The following is a 17967-nucleotide window of genomic DNA, read 5'->3' on the forward strand; positions in this document are numbered from 1 at the left end:
CAACATCACAAAAACAGCCTTCTACAGATAAATCCATTATACATTTAAGTACCCATACAAAAGGATTAATCCCCCACCCAACTTGCTGCCACTCAAGCCCAGCTTTATTTTCACATAAATGGCACTTATTCAAAATAGTACCAATATACTGTTCTACCCACCCTATTTTAAGACATAATTGCGGGGTGCTTTAATCAATGGCTAATGAAAGAACATGCGCATATTATTAATTGACAACACCGAACTCAATATCACTTTACTGAAACATCTCATTAAAAAGATCCCAGAGTATGAGGCAATCGCATTTACCAACCCGGTTAAAGCGCTGCTATGGTGTAGAGATAATGAGCCAGATTTGGTTGTAGTAGATTATGCCATGCGTGAAATGGACGGCATTCAGTTCACCCAGCAATTCAGAGGCTTTGTTAACTACGAAGACATTCCCGTATTAATGGTGACCGCCAATAACGATAGTACTGTCCGCCAAAAAGCGCTTGGCAGCGGGGTTACCGACTTTCTGAATAAGCCTTTAGATAATATTGAGTTCATTACCCGCGCCAGAAACATGCTGGCATTACGCCAAAACCAGAAAAAATTAATCGACCGTGCAGCATGGCTAACAGACGAAATACGCAAAGCAACCAGAAAAGTTAAAGATCAAGAACGCGAAACCATCTTCTGTCTGGCAAAGGCAGTGGAGTATCGCAACCCGGAAACTGGCGCCCATATTCAGCGCATGGCGCATTATTCTAAGCATATTGCACATGTACTGGGGCTATCAGTGCAAGAACAGGAACTACTGCTTGAGGCTGCCCCTATGCACGACATAGGCAAAGTAGGTATTCCTGACGCCATTTTACTTAAGCCTGGCCGCCTCACTCCGGCAGAGTTTGCCATCATGCAGCGGCATGCAGAAATTGGTTACGAGCTACTTAGCGCTAGCAGTTCCCCGTTGCTACAAGTTGCAGCCGAAATCGCACTGACTCATCATGAAAAATATGATGGCAATGGTTACCCATATGGTCTATCTGGTGAAAACATCCCGCTATTTGGCCGCATTGTTGCAGTGGCAGATGTATTTGATGCGCTTACCTCAGCACGCCCCTACAAAAAAGCCTGGTCTATTGAAGAGGCCTGCCAACTACTGCGAGATGGCAGCGGCAAACACTTTGACCCAGCATGCGTAGAGGCATTTTTGAGTGACTTTGGTGAAGTCATCACCATCAAAAATGCATTCTTGGATGAACCTAACGAAGAAGAAAATCCTGCGCAATTCGAGGCTTAAGCAATTTAAGCAGCAATACTTACCACCACAAAATTTTAGCCAGCAACACAAATATCAACAAAGCACTAACGTAAATCCGGCAAAGTATTGTAAAATTACGTCCGGCGGGCCTCCCCGCATTGTGAAGTAGCCAACCTGGTCAGGTGCGGAAGCAAGCAGCCACAACTATTAAGCAAGTGCCGGGGTAAAGGCTCGCCTCTTCTTTTCTTTAGCTAAAGCACATGTTAAAAGCCAAAGAACCTCCTAATAATTTAAAGACGAAAATACAATTTTCAGCTAAAGTTTAGGTTATGTCATATCAAGTGCTAGCGCGTAAATGGCGCCCAAAATCGTTTGAAACGTTGGTCGGTCAAGATCATGTCGTACGTGCGCTCACCAATGCCCTTGAACAAAATCGCTTACACCATGCTTACTTGTTTACCGGCACACGCGGCGTTGGCAAAACCACCTTAGCACGCATACTGGCAAAATCACTCAATTGCGAAACCGGCATCACCGCAAAGCCTTGTGGCGTTTGTAATGCCTGTACCGAAATTGATAAAGGCCGCTTTGTTGATTTAATTGAAGTGGATGCGGCTAGTAACACGCAGGTAGATGCCATGCGTGATTTACTGGATAACGCACAATACGCACCCACTGCTGGTCGCTTCAAGGTTTACATCATCGATGAAGTGCACATGCTGTCAAAAAGTGCATTTAATGCCATGTTAAAAACGCTGGAAGAACCACCAGCGCATGTCAAATTCATCCTCGCTACCACAGATCCGCAAAAAGTACCGGTAACTGTATTGTCGCGTTGCCTGCAGTTTAATCTACGCCAAATGGCTGGCACTTCTATCACCAGCCACCTGCAAAACATCCTGACGCAAGAAAACATTGCATTTGAACCAACAGCGCTACACTTAATCTCGCGCGCAGCTGCTGGCAGCATGCGCGATGCACTCTCACTTACCGATCAAGCCATTGCTTACGGCGGCCAAACGGTACACGAGTCAGAAGTGCGCGCAATGCTGGGCGCTATTGATCAAAGCTACTTATACCAATTATTAGATGCACTGCTAGCCAATGACGGCAACAGCCTGATTAATCAGGCCAAGGCAATGGAGGAGCGCAGCATATCATTTGATGCTGCCTTGAATGATTTCGCACAATTGCTGCACCAAATCGCGGTTGCGCAGACAGTACCAGAGAGCGTTGCAAACGACCTTCCGGAACGTGAAGCTTTGCTGAGCCTAGCACAAAGAATCCAAGCGGAAACCTTACAGCTCTATTATCAAATAGCCTTATTAGGGCGCCGTGACATAGGCTTAGCACCTGATGAGTTTGCTGGCTTCACCATGAGCCTGCTACGCATGCTGGCATTTACCCCAAGCGAGAATAGCGCTCAAAAAGCCAAAACACCAAGCCCAGTCAACAATGTACGTCCTGTAGCGCCCACCGCGCCAATTGAAACCCCAATTAAACCTGAAGCCGTTACTGTGGCAGCAACGACTGTTTCAGCCACAGTAACGGCAGATACTGCTGAAACAGCGCCAATTGCAAGCACGACAGACGCGCCTCACACAGGCAGTACTAGTTTTAATGGAAACTGGCGGGCATTAGTCGATGCACTAAAACTTGGGCTTGCCAGAGAGTTGGCCAAGCACTGCGAACTGGTTGCGTATGACGAAGACAGCATTACACTTAGCGTGCCAGAAGGCCAAAAACACTTAGTTTCAGCCAATTATCAAGAAAAGTTAACGACGGCAATCACACAGCACTTTGATAGAAAAATTAGGCTGCAATTTAGCATTGGCGGCACAGGCAACACCCCTGCCAAACAAATTTCTCAAGAAAAAGCACAAGCACAAGCCAACGCAGAAAACGCAATTGAAGAAGATAGCTTTGTACAAGCGTTGATTGATGATTTCGGTGCGACAATTATTCCGAACAGTATCAAACCAATTTAATCAAGTTAAGGAGAACAAGATGATGAAAGGTGGCATGGGCAATTTAATGAAACAAGCCCAGCAAATGCAAGCTAACATGCAAAAAGCACAAGAAGAGCTTGCTAACATTGACGTTGAAGGCATTGCGGCCAATGGTTTGGTTAAAGTACAAATGTCCTGTAAAAATGAAGTAAAACGCGTCACTCTAGATGACAGCGTAATGGATGACAAAGAAACCTTAGAAGACTTATTGGTCATCGCTTTAAAAGACGCAGCAGCCAAAGCTGAAGCTACCTCGTCAGCACGCCTATCAAGCTTTATGCCTGCAGGCATGAAACTGCCATTCTAAATTAAGCCCATAATATTGCAATGAAAAACCCGCCTGCGCTTGAACAACTCATCGATAGCTTACGTTGTTTACCAGGCGTGGGGCCAAAATCGGCGCAGCGCATGGCATACTACCTGCTACAGCGCGACAGGCAAGGTGCAAGCGGTCTGGCTTTGGCGCTGAACAATGCGTTACAAGTCGTTGACCATTGCAAGCTATGCAACACCTTTAGTGAACAACCCATCTGCCCGCTATGTGAATCAGCACAACGAGATAAAACTGTGCTATGCGTGGTTGAAATGCCAACCGACCTGATTATGCTGGAAAACACACGCGCTTACACTGGCATGTATTTTGTGTTGATGGGTAGACTATCTCCGCTTGATGGAATTGGACCTAAAGAAATTCATCTAGATAAGCTCATTAAGCGCGCAAATGACGGCATTGTTACAGAGGTCATCCTCGCAACCAATTATACGGTAGAAGGCGACGCAACCGCGCATTACATTAGTGAGCTACTACGTGCCCGTGGCATTAAAGTGAGTCGTATTGCACGCGGCATGCCCATGGGCGGTGAAATTGAATACGTTGACACCGGAACACTTGCACAAGCAATGCTGGAGCGCAGAAGCGTATTTAAATAGGCTCCAAGCCGTTCAGTATAGCTGTGCAATGCCAAAGTCACAGTCATCTCATGACGAGCATTCGAACCAATTCCAAACTAAGCTATACCTGGCCTATTATCACTGTGCAGCGCGCCTAATTTACACAAGTGACGCTAGTAGATCCAACACAGCCAACTGCATCAACAAGTTGCCGAGAGCTTAAGGTTAACAAATGCCAGCAGGTCTAAAGGTGCTTGTATTGCTTGATCTGCGCCCCACGCCTCCGGCTGGTCTGTATCCGACAAATAACCATACAATGCCACCACAGTTTGCATGCCGGCGGCTTTACCGGCTTGAATATCACGCTCTGCATCACCGACATACCAGCACTGCTGAGGGTTCACACCAGCCTGCTTACAAGCCATTAATAATGTATCAGGATACGGTTTTGGGCGTGCGGCATCATCCCCGCTCACCACGCATGCCGCACGTGTTAACAGACCAATGCTTTGCATCAAGGGTTGCGTGAAGCGTCGCGGTTTATTCGTGACTACGCCCCAAGGTATATTGTTCGCTTCTAACGTTACTAGTAGCTCAGAGATTCCATCAAACAAAATTGGTTTTCGCGTTAACACTTGGTCATAGATAGCCAGATACTCATCGCGCATACTGGCAAAAGCATCATCCTCGTCACTTAAATCGAATCCAATGGCCAACAAACCTTTAGATCCATGCGAGGCATAAGGCCTGATCACATCTAGCGGTAATTCGGCAAGGCCGTGCTGCATCCGTTGTAAATTAAGCGCATAGGCAAGATCATGTGCTGTATCAACCAAAGTACCGTCTAAATCAAATAAAATCATGATTAATAACCACTAAGTTCGGTGTGTAAAAGATAATTCACAGAGACATCATCGCTTAACGAATAATGCTGCGTCAGTGGCTGATAGCTCATACCGCGCATACCAGAAACATTCAATCCGGATTGACGCACCCAGCCAGAAAGCTCAGATGGTTTAATAAACTTTGCATAATCATGTGTGCCTTTAGGCAACATATTTAAAATATACTCGGCACCCAGTACCGCAAACAAATAAGCTTTAGGGTTGCGGTTAATGGTTGAGAAAAATACAGAGCCGCCAGGCTTTACCAGCCGCGCACATGCCGCCACAATGGATGCAGGGTCAGGCACATGCTCCAGCATTTCCATACAGGTCACCACGTCAAAACTTGCAGGTTGCTCCAGCGCTAACTGCTCGACAGAAATAAGCTCATACTTTACTTTTGCACCGCTTTCCAGCTGATGCAATTTAGCAACATTAAGCGCTTGTTCACCGAGGTCAATCCCGGTCACGTCAGCACCCTTAAAGTACATAGATTCAGACAAAATACCGCCGCCACAACCTACGTCCAACACACGCTTACCACTTAAACTGGCTAAGCTATCGATATAGTTTAAACGTAATGGGTTAATCTCATGCAGCGGTTTAAATTCGCTATTTTTGTCCCACCACTTATGTGCAAGTTCGCCAAATTTTTGCAACTCCAGCACATCTGCGTTTAATGTTTGTATTGTCTTAGCTTCGGTTGCCATATTTGGATAATTTCCTTTAACTCTACTGGTTCTATATTCGCATAAGTACCATTACTGTAACGCAATGTACCTGCTACCCAAGTATGGGTCACATGCTCACGACCACAGCTATACACTAAATGTGAAACTGGGTCATAACAAGGGGATATTGCAAAGTCGCTCAACTTCACAGCCACCAAATCTGCATGTTTTCCTCTTTCGATACTACCAATCTTATGATCCAGCCCTATCGCTTTAGCTGCATTAATTGTCACCATTTTCAGCGCCTGATACGCAGGCAATGCTGCAGCATCTTCACTCACCCCTTTGCACAACAAGGCCGCCAGCCGCATTTCACTGAACATATCTAAACGATTATTACTCGCGGCGCCATCAGTACCTACACATACATTGACATTATTTTTCAATAAAGCATGCACCGGCGCAATACCACTACCCAATTTCAAATTGGAGGCTGGGCAATGCGCGATATGGCACCCATACTCAGCCAACATATCAATCTCATGCGGCAATAGATGCACGCCATGTGCGGCAATAAACCCTGGGCCTAACAAACCAAGTTCGGCAATTCTTTGTATCGGCCTTACACCATAAGTCGCCTCGCTCTGGCTAATCTCATCACGTGTTTCATGCAAATGCGTATGGATACCCAAACCCAACTGCTCTGCGTAAGTCAGTACTTTTTCGAAAGTAGAATTAGAAATTGTGTATGGTGCATGTGGCGCTAACGCTGAGCTTATTAACGCATTACCACGCCAGCTATCATGCGCTTCAAAACCTTTTTGCAAGTAATCATCGGCGTCTGCCGCATAATTGGTTGGAAACTCCAATACCGTTAAGCCCAAATGTGCACGAATTCCCGCCTTATTGGCAGCCATCGCAGTTGCCTGCGGATAAAAGTACATATCATTAAAACAAGTAGTGCCGCCACTTAACATTTCAGCGCAGGCTAGCAAAGAAGCATCTTCTACATAGCGCTCTGTCACAACCGCGCGCTCTGCCGGCCAAATATGCGAGTTAAGCCAAACCATTAAAGGCTGGTCATCTGCAATCCCTCGCATTAATGTCATTGCCGCATGCGTATGCGCATTAATTAAACCGGGCATCAGCACATGCTCATCGACCTCAACCAACTCAGCCGCAGCATACTTCACACGCGCCTGCTCTGTTGGTAACACATCAACAATTAGCTGATGATCAATCACTACTGAGTAAAACTCATGCAAGGTATTATTTGAATCGGCAGGCACAACCCAACGCGCTTCTATCACTAACTCTACATGGGTGACTTGCATCGGCAACTGATCAGATTTTGTCATAGAGGCTTATTTTACCAATAAAAAAGCCCCGCAAGCGGGGCTTTTTACAATCAAGGAAATTATTTGCAACCTTTTTCCATTGAACGTGTAGCTTCGATCTCAACACGACGGTTTGGTGCTAGGCACTCGATTAATGCTTTACGGCCTTTTACACCATCGCAACTAACCACTGGCACTAACTCACCTTTACCTACAGCAACTAAACGATCAGCTTCGATACCTTGGCTAATCAAGTAATCACGCACTTGGTTAGCACGTTTTTCTGATAGTTTTTGGTTGTAAGCTTCGCTACCAAGCTTGTCTGTATGACCAGTTACTTTTACGCTTGCGAAAATTTTGTTTTCTTTCATTTTCGGCACAACTTCGTTATCCAGAACGCTAGTATCTTTCAATTTAGCTTCATCGAACGCAAACAATTTAGAAGCCTCAATCGTAATTGTTTCGTATTGTGGCACGCATGCTGGCGCTGGTGCTGGCTCTGGAGTTGGTGCAACAGCAACTGGCGCTACTGGTGCTGGCTCAGGCTCAACTGCAGCTACAGGCATTGGAGCTGGTGCGCCAAAGCGAAAGATACCGCCTAGACTTAATAGTGTGTTACCGATTGTGTCAGTTTCGCTAGCTGTAGTTACACCATCGCTTACTTTAACTGATGCACGGCTCCATTGATGACGCAAGTCAGCTTGTAAACCGAATGTATCATTAAATAGGTATTGTGCGCCTAAACCAACGTTAGCTAACCAAGATGTTTTCTTACCATCAACATCTAATGTAGGGTGAGTGTAATCAACGTCATTACGTGCTACGCCTAAACCTGCTAATAAGAATGGACGGAATTTATCACGGCTAAACATGTATAAAGCATCAACGCCTAGTGTTGTTTGTTTGTAACGACCACCTACACCAGCGATGCCAGTATCTTCGCTTGCGCGATTGTAGCCTAGGCCACCTTGAATGTCCCAATGCTCAGACAATTCTTTACCAAGTTTTAGAAATGCGCCGCCGCCATTGTTAGCCTCTAGATCGCTATCTGTATTCATATAGCTAACACCTGGTACTGCATACCAAGCGCCACGGTACATATCCTCTGCAGTTGCAGCGAACGCTGCTAAGCCTAATGTAGCGGCTACAGCGAAAGTTAACATGTTCTTTTTCATTCTTATTACTCCTTGTTAATGAATCTTTATGTTGGCAATAATACGCATATACATAAGGTAACGCAACTTATAACATCATGCAGATATTAGCCCACAGCCGCTTTTGTTGCAAAATTACAACAAACTTACAACATTGCGCGGATTGCTTTTATTTTGCTTGCATCCAAGCTTAATTTTCGCTGATTAGACACGCTAACCCCACCCCTAAAACCAATATAGGTTGGGGAATAAGCGCTGATTTTTTCTATATGCTGTATATTGAGTGAACCAGCTAAACCAAAAGCCATTGCATGATTTTTAACACGTGTTGCGAATAACGCCATTTGCTCATGCGTGTAATAATCCATGAACGTACCCCCATTCTTTTGGGCTGTATCCAGCATCACACCATAAAAACCTGCGGCTTTAATGTCATCAATCAAGTGTGTTGGGTACTGCATCTCAGCAAATAGGACTGCAATTAACTTAACACCGTGTTGCGTAATTTGCTTAAGTGCATCCAAACATGGCTGATAGTCTTCTGATTCAAAAAAACCAATTTTGACGAAATCGACTTTGGTATTGGCAATATTCGATACCTGCTGTGAAATTAAATCCGCTTGCATTGGCAAATCACCAACGGTTGCACTGGTATATTGCTGCGGGCCAGTGCGATTGATACTGACAAAACTTACCACGTCTTGAATGGTATTGATGGGTAGCGCACCAAGCGCACCCTGATGCGGATCTTTTAAATCAATTAAATCTGCACCGTGTGCCAAGGCAATTTTTGCCTCATTAATATCTGTAACGCTAATTAATAATTGTGTCATGCGAATACTACGCTCAAGCCAATATAGTCCATAAATTAAGTCGAACGCTCTGGCTAAGCCAAGTTCTCAAGATTAAGTGCAGCTTTATGATTTTCAACCATTTCTATCAACCAACCCCAGGCTTCCAACTCTCGCGGACCAGCTGTTTTATCGATAGCAATAGTCAAATAACCTATTTCTTGGCAGATTTTTTCTAACGGCAGTCTTTTTAAACGGCTGACCAAAACCGCCAGCTCGATGACTGCCGCTTGTGCCCGATTAAATCCCTGAAACGGCTGGTGCTGTGCTTCATAGACTATCTCTAGAAATAGCTGCGGACGCACATCATCGTCTTCAAACTTAACTAGCTTAAGTTCTTTATGTGCCAACACCTCGGCTAATCTAACCCCATTTATTTTGGTGGCAGGCGTCAAGTCAGCCACAGATTTTGCAGCTAACGCCGCAGCAAACACGCGTACATCGTCAGTTAAATTCACAACAGCATGACCTGTAGCCAATATATTGGCTAGCGTTGTCGATGGTTTGAACGGGGCAATCACCACCAAACCATCTTGCATGCGTATGCCAAAAGGCGTGACATGCGCGACGCCTTCGGCATTTACTGAACTAACTATGGTTTCATAAATCATGCATTAACTTTCTACTTGTGGCGAGTTTTACGCTTTCTCGCACCTACAGCAATTTACTTAAAAACTTACTGCGCGTCTTTTTTTGCGCGCTTTTCTTTGATAGAGGCTTCACGATGTGCGGCTTTACCGCCAACATCAGTGCGCTTAGTGCTAACACCCCACTCCAGCTCCTGGTCTTGCGCGTAACGCTTTCCTAGCTGCCATGCAATTTGCGCACGCGCCAACTCCACGCCTAAATAAAAAGCATGGGAAGCATCATCGCCCACTTTTAAATGCGGATACAACACAAAGGGATCTAACGCTTCATATATGCCATCCCGATTGTATATATGCAAACCTTGCTCACTGACCTGAATACGAAAGCTTGGGTCTTTAATCTGTGATGCGATTTCATTAATTTCTTCAGCACTATAGGTAAACGGCCGCTTATCATGCAACCCTAATAAACCGTTGCTATAGCCGCGCGGTAAACGCTCATCTCGCTTAGCAGCAAACATGGTGCGTCTAGCAATATCAGCTTCTGCAATTGCATTCACAGCATGGGTACTGACTGAGGTTGCCAACACTGCATTGATATTGAGTTCACTAATCATGCCAAACAATAATGCATTGATTCCTGTGGTATCTGCATCGGTAAGCTCTGTTAGATTACCAATCCCCATCATAATTTCAATATCAGGGTATTTTTTACGCAAACGATGATAACGCACGATGGAGTCGGTCAAACCAAAATGGATAGGATCCAAAATTGCATCAGCCAGAAAAGGCTTACCTAACTTAATACAACCCTCAATCGCACGATATAACGAAGGTAAACTATGTGGCTTTGCAGGAATTAACACTGGGGTAGAGGCGACCTCTTGTGCAATCCAAAGTGTTTTCTCGGTAAGGCTTAACAGGTAATCAGCGCCCGCATGCCCCGCCGCGAGCAAGTCATCGGTATTTAAAGAGTCCACACTGACATTTAAACCTTGCTGCTTAAGTGCCTGAATGCTTTCCGCCAAGTGAGGAAAAGGTACAGCGGGCAAGCAACCAAGATCAATCACATTGGCGCCTTGCGCTTGATATTGCAAGGCTTTTTGCAGAATGCCTTCTACGCTTAAATATGGCGCATCTACAATCTCTGCGAATATTTTAACTTGGTACTGGCTTAAATCAGGCGCAATACCTTGGTGCCCAAAGTATTGGGGAAGATCCTTTAAATCTGCTGGGCCACGCTCAACAGGCACCCCGTATTTGGCTTCTAGCATAGTTAAATCACCTTGGCACAAACCTGGCACAATCACCTTATCTGCATCACCAGTTTCTTTTACTCTACGCGCGATTAAATCTGGCGTCATCAGCGCCGCAACCGAAACCCCAATCTGCTCCACACGGTACTTAAAAGGCTGTGTTTTAGGGTTACTTTGCACTTCACTTAGTACTTTGTTCAAACTTTTTTCGGCAAGCTTACCCGTTAAAAAAAGTAGATTTTTCGTCATGCTAGTCGGTATTTTTTAGCGACTGCAAATGCTGCTGGATGCAGCTGTTTAAGCTGTTCATATCCTCTACCACACTCGTCATTTCAAACGATTTGAGCTTGGCAATATTCTCTAAATCAATCTTACGCGGATAAACTTTAACCATATTATCGCGTGGCGCTTCAGACTCCAGCTCGGGCGCGGTATCGCACGCAAATACGATACTAGGCACAAGTGTTTTACCAGCCTGTGCGTATAAATTAGTCACCAAGCTATCAGAGAAGCCATACGCCATTTTCGCAATGGTGTTTGAGGTTGCCGGTGCAATTACTAACCCGTGGTATTTACCTTTGTAAAACATGCCCACAGGCACGCTGCTAGCTGTTTTATCTTGATAAACGCGATGGCCAGCAGCGTTTAACGCTTGCTGAAAACCGTATTGCTGAATAATTTCGGCACCGGCGCTACTTAGAAAAATATCAACATTCTCTAATGTATTCAGAATCTCAATAGACTCACGTAAATAATGACCAGAGCCGGTAATCGCCCATGCCAAACGTTGATTTTTTTTATCTATCATTTTTAACCAAATTTGTACTTAAAAACACACCACAACCATTAGCACCATGACTACTATGCGCATCCCCACTAAACGTCAAGAATGTAACGTTTAGTAGAAGCATGATTCATATTGATCAGCGCACATGAGTGGCGCTAGTTACTATTAATGCATAGGCATTAATAGTAATGACGATTAAGCGAAAGGATGCTCAATCACGATAGTTTCATCACGCTCAGGGCCTGTAGAAACAATAGCAATTGGCACGCCGCATAATGCTTCTAAGCGTTTTAAGTAGTTTTGTGCATTTTTAGGCAAGCCATCCCACGTTTTTACGCCAAACGTAGTTTCAGTCCAACCAGGTACAGTTTCATAAATAGGCTTACATCCAGCCACATCGTCTGCACCGATAGGTAGCAAATCAATTTTTTTGCCGTCTAACTCATAACCTGTACAGATATTGAGCTCTTTAATGCCGTCCAATACATCTAACTTAGTGATACACAAACCGGTTAGGCCGTTAATCATCGCTGAGCGACGCAATGCTGCTGCATCAAACCAGCCACAACGACGCTTACGTTTGGTCACAGTACCAATCTCTTGGCCTTTATTTGACATCTGATAACCAGGTAAACCTTGTGTCTCAATATCTAGCTCGCTAGGGAATGGGCCACCACCCACGCGCGTTGTATAGGCTTTAGTAATGCCTAATACATAGTGCAGCATATTAGCGCCCACACCTGTACCAGCCGATGCCTGACCTGCGATACAGTTGCTTGAAGTCACGTACGGATAAGTACCGTGGTCGATATCTAGCAAGGTGCCTTGTGCGCCTTCAAACAACAAATTCTCACCTTTAGCATTCGCTGCATAAATTTCTGCAGAAACGTCTGCAATCATCGGTTTCAATGCAATTGCCTGCTGCATGCTTGCATCGAATTGCTGATTAAAATCTACAGGTTTAGCATCAAGATAATTGGTTAACACGAAGTTATGGTAATCCATTACTTCACGTAACTTTTCTGAGAAACGTTCAGGGTAGAACAAGTCGTACACACGCAGGGCACGGCGCGCCACTTTGTCTTCGTAGGTTGGGCCAATGCCTTTACCTGTGGTGCCGATTTTTTTCTCTGCGCTGCGTTTTGCTTCACGGGCCACGTCTACCGCCACATGGTGGCTCATAATCAACGGGCAGCCTGGGCTTACTTTTAAACGATTACTTACTTCTAGGCCGTCTTTTTCTAAAGCGGCAATTTCTTTAAGCAAATGCCCAGCATCTAACACTACGCCATTACCAATATAGCAATTAACGCCAGCACGCACGATACCAGAAGGCACAAGATTGAGTTTATAAACACGTTGCGCATCACCCTGACCAACCACTAATGTGTGACCAGCATTGTGACCGCCCTGAAAACGCACCACACCTTGTGCATGATCGGTTAACCAATCAACAATTTTACCTTTGCCTTCATCGCCCCACTGCGTACCAATGACGACCACATTTTTTGCTGCTTTATTTGCCATAACGTTTACTTTGATTAAATATTAATTTTTTGGAGTAGTGATTTTGCCTACAGCAAAATCACGTGCAACTTTTAGTTTTTTACTACATCAACTACATGCCAGCCAGAATTGTAATGCTCTAGCCTCTGATTACAATTGAGTTCGTTTAAATCTGCATCAGCACCATCAAGGGCCTCAATTACAACGCACCCTTCATTGCGCAGACTTGCGATTTTACTCGCAAGCGCAGGGTCTGTTGATACCGGTGCATAAATGGCCATATTAGATTGTGCTGGGGGTAAAGCACTGACCACCCCACGCAAATCAAGGCTAAATCCTGTCGCCGGGCGTGCACGTCCGAAAGACTGCCCGACCTCATCATAGCGACCACCCAATGCAAGTGGCCCCTTGTAGCCTTTTGCGTACGCCGCAAACACTATACCGCTATGGTAATGGTAGCCACGCAATTCGCTTAAATCGAAGCTGACGCTAGCGCCTAGTTGGTCAATCGCATGACTTACTTGCTGTAAACTATCCAATGCCTTCTTAATCGCAGGCGTAGCTGGCAGCACTTGGAATGCTTTAGTCAGAATAGATTTATCACCATTAAGCTCAGTTAAGTGCAATAACGCCTCACGCGTTGTGTGATCCAGCGCCTTGGTCAATGCGGCTACCGCAGGCTGATCTTTGCTTTGCAAAGCTGCGTATAAATCCTGCTCTAACTGGGCATCAACCTGGCTTGCTTCAATCAAACTGCCAAACACGTTGACGTGACTAAAATCTAGATGAATTTCATCAATGCCAATGACTTGCAATGCTTTAATCAATAAACGCTGAATTTCAATATCGCTTTCGATACCGGCATGACCATATAACTCAGCGCCAATTTGCAAAGGCTCACGCGTCAACGCCAAGCCATCAGGCTTAGTGCGTAACACACTGCCTGCATAGCATAGACGCGTCACGCCTTGATGATTCAACAAGTGCGCGTCTATTCTAGCGGCTTGCGGGGTCATATCTGCACGCACCCCCATAAGCCGACCAGTTAACTGGTCAACCACTTTAAATGTGGCTAAATCCAAATCATGTCCTGCACCAGTGATTAAGGACTCCATGTACTCCAACATCGGTGGAATAACATACTGATAACCATGCACTTTAAATAAGTCTAGCAATTTACGACGCAAGACTTCAGTACGTAAAGCCTCAGCAGGTAACACATCTTCAATATATTCGGGTAACAACCAATTACGCATATTTATCAATCATTTACTTAATAAAATTAAGAGCAAACCGCCAACTATGGATATCAAGCCAACGAAGCGAAGTTGCCCATCTTTTAATGTCACCATCTTTATAAAGGTTTCGCGCCAGGCTTGAGGCATCAGCAAAGGAAGCAGCCCCTCAAACACTAGCATCAAACCTAAAGCAGTTAACACATAGTCACTCACCACAACTTACTATTTTCTGTTAGGGCTGCGCATGTATTTAAAGAACTCTGAATTTGGATCCAGCACCATTACGTCACTTTTGCTCTTGAAGCTGTTTTTATATGCTTCTTGGCTGCGATAAAACGCATAGAACTCTGGGTTACGGCTATAAGACTGATTATAAATCTCGCCAGCTTTGGCATCACCCTCACCCTTGGTTTTTTGGGCTTCACTATAAGCTTCGGCAATAATGACTTCACGTTGCTTATCAGCATCAGCACGAATTTTTTCTGATGCAGCGGCACCTTCTGAACGTAATTGATTTGCTAGGCGTTTACGCTCTGCAATCATACGGTCAAATACTGATTTACTGATTTCCTCAGCATAATCTACACGTTTCAGGCGTACATCAACCACGGCAATACCCATTTGGCGAGCTTCCGCATCGGCAGTCTTACGTAGGTTATCCATGACCGCAGCACGCTCACCGGCAATCACATCACGCACTGTACGTTTACCAAACTCCGTACGTAAAACAGCATTCACTACTTTAGATAATCTATCTTCTGCAGCAGCCTCACCGCCCTCTTTAATTGATACATAATACTTAACAGGATCAACAATGCGCCATTTGACGAAAGAATCCACCATCATGTATTTGTTTTCGCTAGTAATAAACTTAGCAGGCTGCTCCCAATCTAGGGTCAATATACGATTGTCAAAGTACTTGAGGTTATCCACGAATGGCATTTTAAAGTAAAGACCGGGCTCTTTTTTCACAGAGACGATTTCACCTAACCTTTGCACGACCACATACTGGGTTTGTTTCACGGTGAATGCAGAGGCTGATAGCAACATCAAACCTAAAATCCCCACGAAAATAATATTTTTTGCCTTATTCATTATTGTTCCTTATCTACTTTCTCTATCACGGCTGCGAAAAGCTTCTCTCGAGCGCTCGGTAGTAGCGGCTGATGAATCAAAAGCTGCGCCTGATTCAGTTTGCGGATTTAATGACTGGACGGATTGAGATTGCGGTGCAGTAGATGTTGCGCTAGTTGCATTAATCAATTTATCTAATGGCAAATACAACAAGCTATTTCCCGCTTTTTGATCAACAATCACTTTGCTTGTAGCAGATAAAATCTGCTCTTGCGCATCTAGATACAAACGCTGACGTGTCACTTCTGGTGCGTTATTGTACTGCGCTAGAATTTGATCAAAACGACTTGCATTACCTCTTGCTTCACTTTCAACCTTCAACTTATAGCCTGCTGCTTCTGACAATAGGCGTGAAGCAGTACCACGCGCTTTTGGAATCACGTCGTTAGCGTAAGCCTGACCTTCATTGATTTGGCGTTGATTGTCTTGGTTAGCACGGTTAACGTCTTCAAAAGCCTCTTGTACCTGCTCTGGCGGTTGAGCGCTCTGTAGCGATACGCTAATAATTTTCACACCAGTTTTATAACTATCCAATATCACTTGCATGCGCTCAGATGTGTCAGCCAAACCTTTTTGCAACAGATCATCCAATTTATTCTTACCAACAACTTCACGAATTGCAGATTCAGCAGCAGACATCACTGCTGTGTCAGTGGAACGGTTATTGAATAAGTAATATTTCGCGTTATTCAGGTTATATTGCACCGCAAATTGCAGATCAATAATATTTTCATCTTCGGTCAGCATTAACGCTTCTTTAGGCAATTTAGTCTTACCACCACCAGAACCCTCCGCGCTGCTTCTATAGCCGACTTCCAGCCTCCGCACTTGCTCCATATTCACAACTTCTACAGATTCAATTGGGTATGGTAAATGCCAGCGTGGCCCAGGCTCTGTAGTTTCATCTAAAGCCTTACCAAAACGCATCACTACACCAGTAGAACCTTGATCAACAATGTAAAATCCAGAGGCCAGCCAAATAAGGAACACTAAGCCTAAGATTGGTAGAATCGGCAAATTAACATCGCCAGATGATGGACGTCTTGGCTGAGAGTTAGATTGATTACCACCGTTCTTGCCAAACATCGCATTAATTTTGCGGCTTAAATCACGCATCACCTCATCAAGATCAGGCGGCCCTTCATTATTTTGCTGTCTCCAACCAGGGAATTTAATCATTCATCACTCCAACACTAAAAATTGAATTACTTTAAATCTTGATTCAGGCAATGCAACGATTAGAAATCAAGCACACCAAACTTTTATACTGCGTAATTTAACTGTACTTAAACAAACGCACTCTCTTCAGTACTTTGCTTTTGTACATACTGATAGTGTTCCGCCATCGCCAATCTCAGAAAATCAAGTCCTTCACCTGTTTTTGCTGACACATGCAAGCTCGTAATTCTACCATATTCATCACGGCCAATCGCAGGCTCTAAACCCACGCGGTCTATTTGGTTATACACTAAAATCTGCGGCACTTCTGAGGCACCGATTTCATGCAGCACTTTATTCACTTGTGCGATTTGCTCATCACGGTTAGTACTGGCCGTATCCACAATATGCAATAGCAAGTCAGCCTGCACTGCTTCCTCCAGTGTGGCGCCAAACGCCTCGACCAACGCGTGAGGCAGGTGCTTAATAAAACCAACCGTGTCTGAAAGCACTACCGATCCGCAGCCCTCAATATAAATCTTATGCGTGGTTGTGTCTAAAGTTGCAAATAACTGATCGGCGGCATAGATATTAGCTTTAGTCAGGCGATTGAAAATCGTAGACTTACCGGCATTGGTATACCCAACCAGTGACACAGTCATTACGTTAGAACGCTTACGCGCCCTACGCTGCATACCACGTTGTGCTTTAAGTTTTAGTAATTTTTCACGCAGCTGCTTAACGCGCACGCGCAACATACGCCTATCCAGCTCAAGCTGTGTTTCACCAGGGCCGCCACGCACGCCAATACCGCCTTTTTGACGCTCCAAGTGAGTCCAACCACGCACTAGGCGCGTAGACAGATGCTCAAGTTGCGCAAGTTCAACCTGTAATTTACCTTCATGGGTTTGAGCGCGCTGGCTAAATATATCTAGAATCAACCCAGTTCTATCCACGACACGCGCTTGCAACAGACGCTCTAAGTTACGCTGCTGCGATGGAGTTAAATCATGATTAAAGACGGCAACATGGGATTCAACCGCTTGCATCATCTGCGCTAATTCATCAGCCTTACCACTGCCAATAAATAGCTTAGCGTCCGGGACAGACCGCTTACCCTCCACCTTACCCAGCACTGCCAAACCCGCACTCAAGCTCAGTTGGCGAAGCTCTTCCAAGCTTTCTTGGTAATCATTTTCGCCAAAATCAACACTTACCAATATAGCAGCATCACCGCCACTTGGTCTTTCAAACAAAT

Annotated in this window: 18 protein-coding genes and 1 other RNA gene; 5 read left to right on the plus strand and 14 right to left on the minus strand. The window is 44.9% G+C overall.

The genetic code is table 11. The annotated features are described in order from the left end of the window. Window positions 1-214: 214 nt before the first annotated feature. The 5 genes from ACSSU7_RS04835 to recR all read left to right on the plus strand — a co-directional run bounded on the left by ACSSU7_RS04835 (window position 215) and on the right by recR (window position 4185). Entirely contained in the window at window positions 215-1285 is a 1071-nt protein-coding gene (locus tag ACSSU7_RS04835) for an HD domain-containing phosphohydrolase (protein ID WP_492517585.1), read from the plus strand. Between the two features lie 103 nt (window positions 1286-1388). Then, an RNA gene (gene ffs, locus ACSSU7_RS04840) (signal recognition particle sRNA small type) lies at window positions 1389-1485 on the plus strand. Between the two features lie 90 nt (window positions 1486-1575). Next, window positions 1576-3234 carry a DNA polymerase III subunit gamma/tau gene (gene dnaX / locus ACSSU7_RS04845; protein ID WP_492517586.1) on the plus strand — a complete coding sequence of 553 codons (1659 nt, stop codon included), beginning with the start codon at window positions 1576-1578 and terminating at the stop codon, window positions 3232-3234. A 19-nt stretch (window positions 3235-3253) separates the two neighbouring features. Beyond that, window positions 3254-3562 carry a YbaB/EbfC family nucleoid-associated protein gene (locus ACSSU7_RS04850; protein ID WP_492517587.1) on the plus strand — a complete coding sequence of 103 codons (309 nt, stop codon included), beginning with the start codon at window positions 3254-3256 and terminating at the stop codon, window positions 3560-3562. Between the two features lie 20 nt (window positions 3563-3582). Further along, a complete protein-coding gene (gene recR, locus ACSSU7_RS04855) occupies window positions 3583-4185 on the plus strand; it encodes a recombination mediator RecR (RefSeq protein ID WP_492517588.1) in 603 nt (200 codons plus the stop codon). A gap of 161 nt (window positions 4186-4346) precedes the next feature. Here the strand turns inward: recR and ACSSU7_RS04860 are convergent, their stop codons facing one another. From ACSSU7_RS04860 to hflX, 14 genes are all read right to left on the minus strand, one after another. Beyond that, window positions 4347-5009 carry an HAD family hydrolase gene (locus ACSSU7_RS04860; protein ID WP_492517589.1) on the minus strand — a complete coding sequence of 221 codons (663 nt, stop codon included), beginning with the start codon at window positions 5007-5009 and terminating at the stop codon, window positions 4347-4349. Window positions 5010-5011: 2 nt separating this feature from the next. Beyond that, the gene (ubiG, locus tag ACSSU7_RS04865; RefSeq protein WP_492517590.1) at window positions 5012-5740 is read right to left on the minus strand and encodes a bifunctional 2-polyprenyl-6-hydroxyphenol methylase/3-demethylubiquinol 3-O-methyltransferase UbiG; all 729 of its coding nucleotides are present in this window, start codon (window positions 5738-5740) and stop codon (window positions 5012-5014) included. Further along, entirely contained in the window at window positions 5707-7059 is a 1353-nt protein-coding gene (locus tag ACSSU7_RS04870) for a TRZ/ATZ family hydrolase (protein ID WP_492517591.1), read from the minus strand. Before ACSSU7_RS04870 ends, ubiG begins: the two co-directional genes overlap by 34 nt. Window positions 7060-7118: 59 nt before the next feature. After that, window positions 7119-8213: an outer membrane beta-barrel protein gene (locus ACSSU7_RS04875; RefSeq protein ID WP_492517592.1), complete on the minus strand. Its 1095-nt coding sequence runs from the start codon at window positions 8211-8213 to the stop codon at window positions 7119-7121. Between the two features lie 125 nt (window positions 8214-8338). Beyond that, window positions 8339-9025 carry a (5-formylfuran-3-yl)methyl phosphate synthase gene (locus ACSSU7_RS04880; protein ID WP_492517593.1) on the minus strand — a complete coding sequence of 229 codons (687 nt, stop codon included), beginning with the start codon at window positions 9023-9025 and terminating at the stop codon, window positions 8339-8341. A gap of 53 nt (window positions 9026-9078) precedes the next feature. Beyond that, window positions 9079-9654, minus strand: coding sequence for a DUF447 domain-containing protein (locus tag ACSSU7_RS04885; RefSeq protein WP_492517594.1), 576 nt, complete (start codon window positions 9652-9654; stop codon window positions 9079-9081). A 65-nt stretch (window positions 9655-9719) separates the two neighbouring features. Beyond that, window positions 9720-11135, minus strand: a complete 1416-nt coding sequence (locus tag ACSSU7_RS04890) for a DUF6513 domain-containing protein (RefSeq protein ID WP_492517595.1) — start codon at window positions 11133-11135, stop codon at window positions 9720-9722. A gap of 1 nt (window position 11136) precedes the next feature. Beyond that, the gene (locus ACSSU7_RS04895) at window positions 11137-11694 is read right to left on the minus strand and encodes a flavoprotein (protein ID WP_492517596.1); all 558 of its coding nucleotides are present in this window, start codon (window positions 11692-11694) and stop codon (window positions 11137-11139) included. A 174-nt stretch (window positions 11695-11868) separates the two neighbouring features. Beyond that, the gene (locus ACSSU7_RS04900) at window positions 11869-13200 is read right to left on the minus strand and encodes an adenylosuccinate synthase (RefSeq protein WP_492517597.1); all 1332 of its coding nucleotides are present in this window, start codon (window positions 13198-13200) and stop codon (window positions 11869-11871) included. A gap of 71 nt (window positions 13201-13271) precedes the next feature. Further along, entirely contained in the window at window positions 13272-14435 is a 1164-nt protein-coding gene (locus ACSSU7_RS04905; RefSeq protein ID WP_492517598.1) for an ATP phosphoribosyltransferase regulatory subunit, read from the minus strand. A 9-nt stretch (window positions 14436-14444) separates the two neighbouring features. Next, window positions 14445-14597, minus strand: coding sequence for a DUF2065 domain-containing protein (locus ACSSU7_RS04910; RefSeq protein WP_492517757.1), 153 nt, complete (start codon window positions 14595-14597; stop codon window positions 14445-14447). A gap of 42 nt (window positions 14598-14639) precedes the next feature. Beyond that, window positions 14640-15512, minus strand: a complete 873-nt coding sequence (gene hflC / locus ACSSU7_RS04915; RefSeq protein WP_492517599.1) for a protease modulator HflC — start codon at window positions 15510-15512, stop codon at window positions 14640-14642. Between the two features lie 9 nt (window positions 15513-15521). Then, window positions 15522-16730, minus strand: coding sequence for an FtsH protease activity modulator HflK (gene hflK, locus ACSSU7_RS04920; RefSeq protein WP_492517600.1), 1209 nt, complete (start codon window positions 16728-16730; stop codon window positions 15522-15524). A gap of 107 nt (window positions 16731-16837) precedes the next feature. After that, a complete protein-coding gene (hflX, locus tag ACSSU7_RS04925; RefSeq protein ID WP_492517758.1) occupies window positions 16838-17965 on the minus strand; it encodes a GTPase HflX in 1128 nt (375 codons plus the stop codon). Window positions 17966-17967 lie beyond the last annotated feature (2 nt).

Source organism: Methylotenera sp. E1MeOHC1, assembly GCF_058745595.1.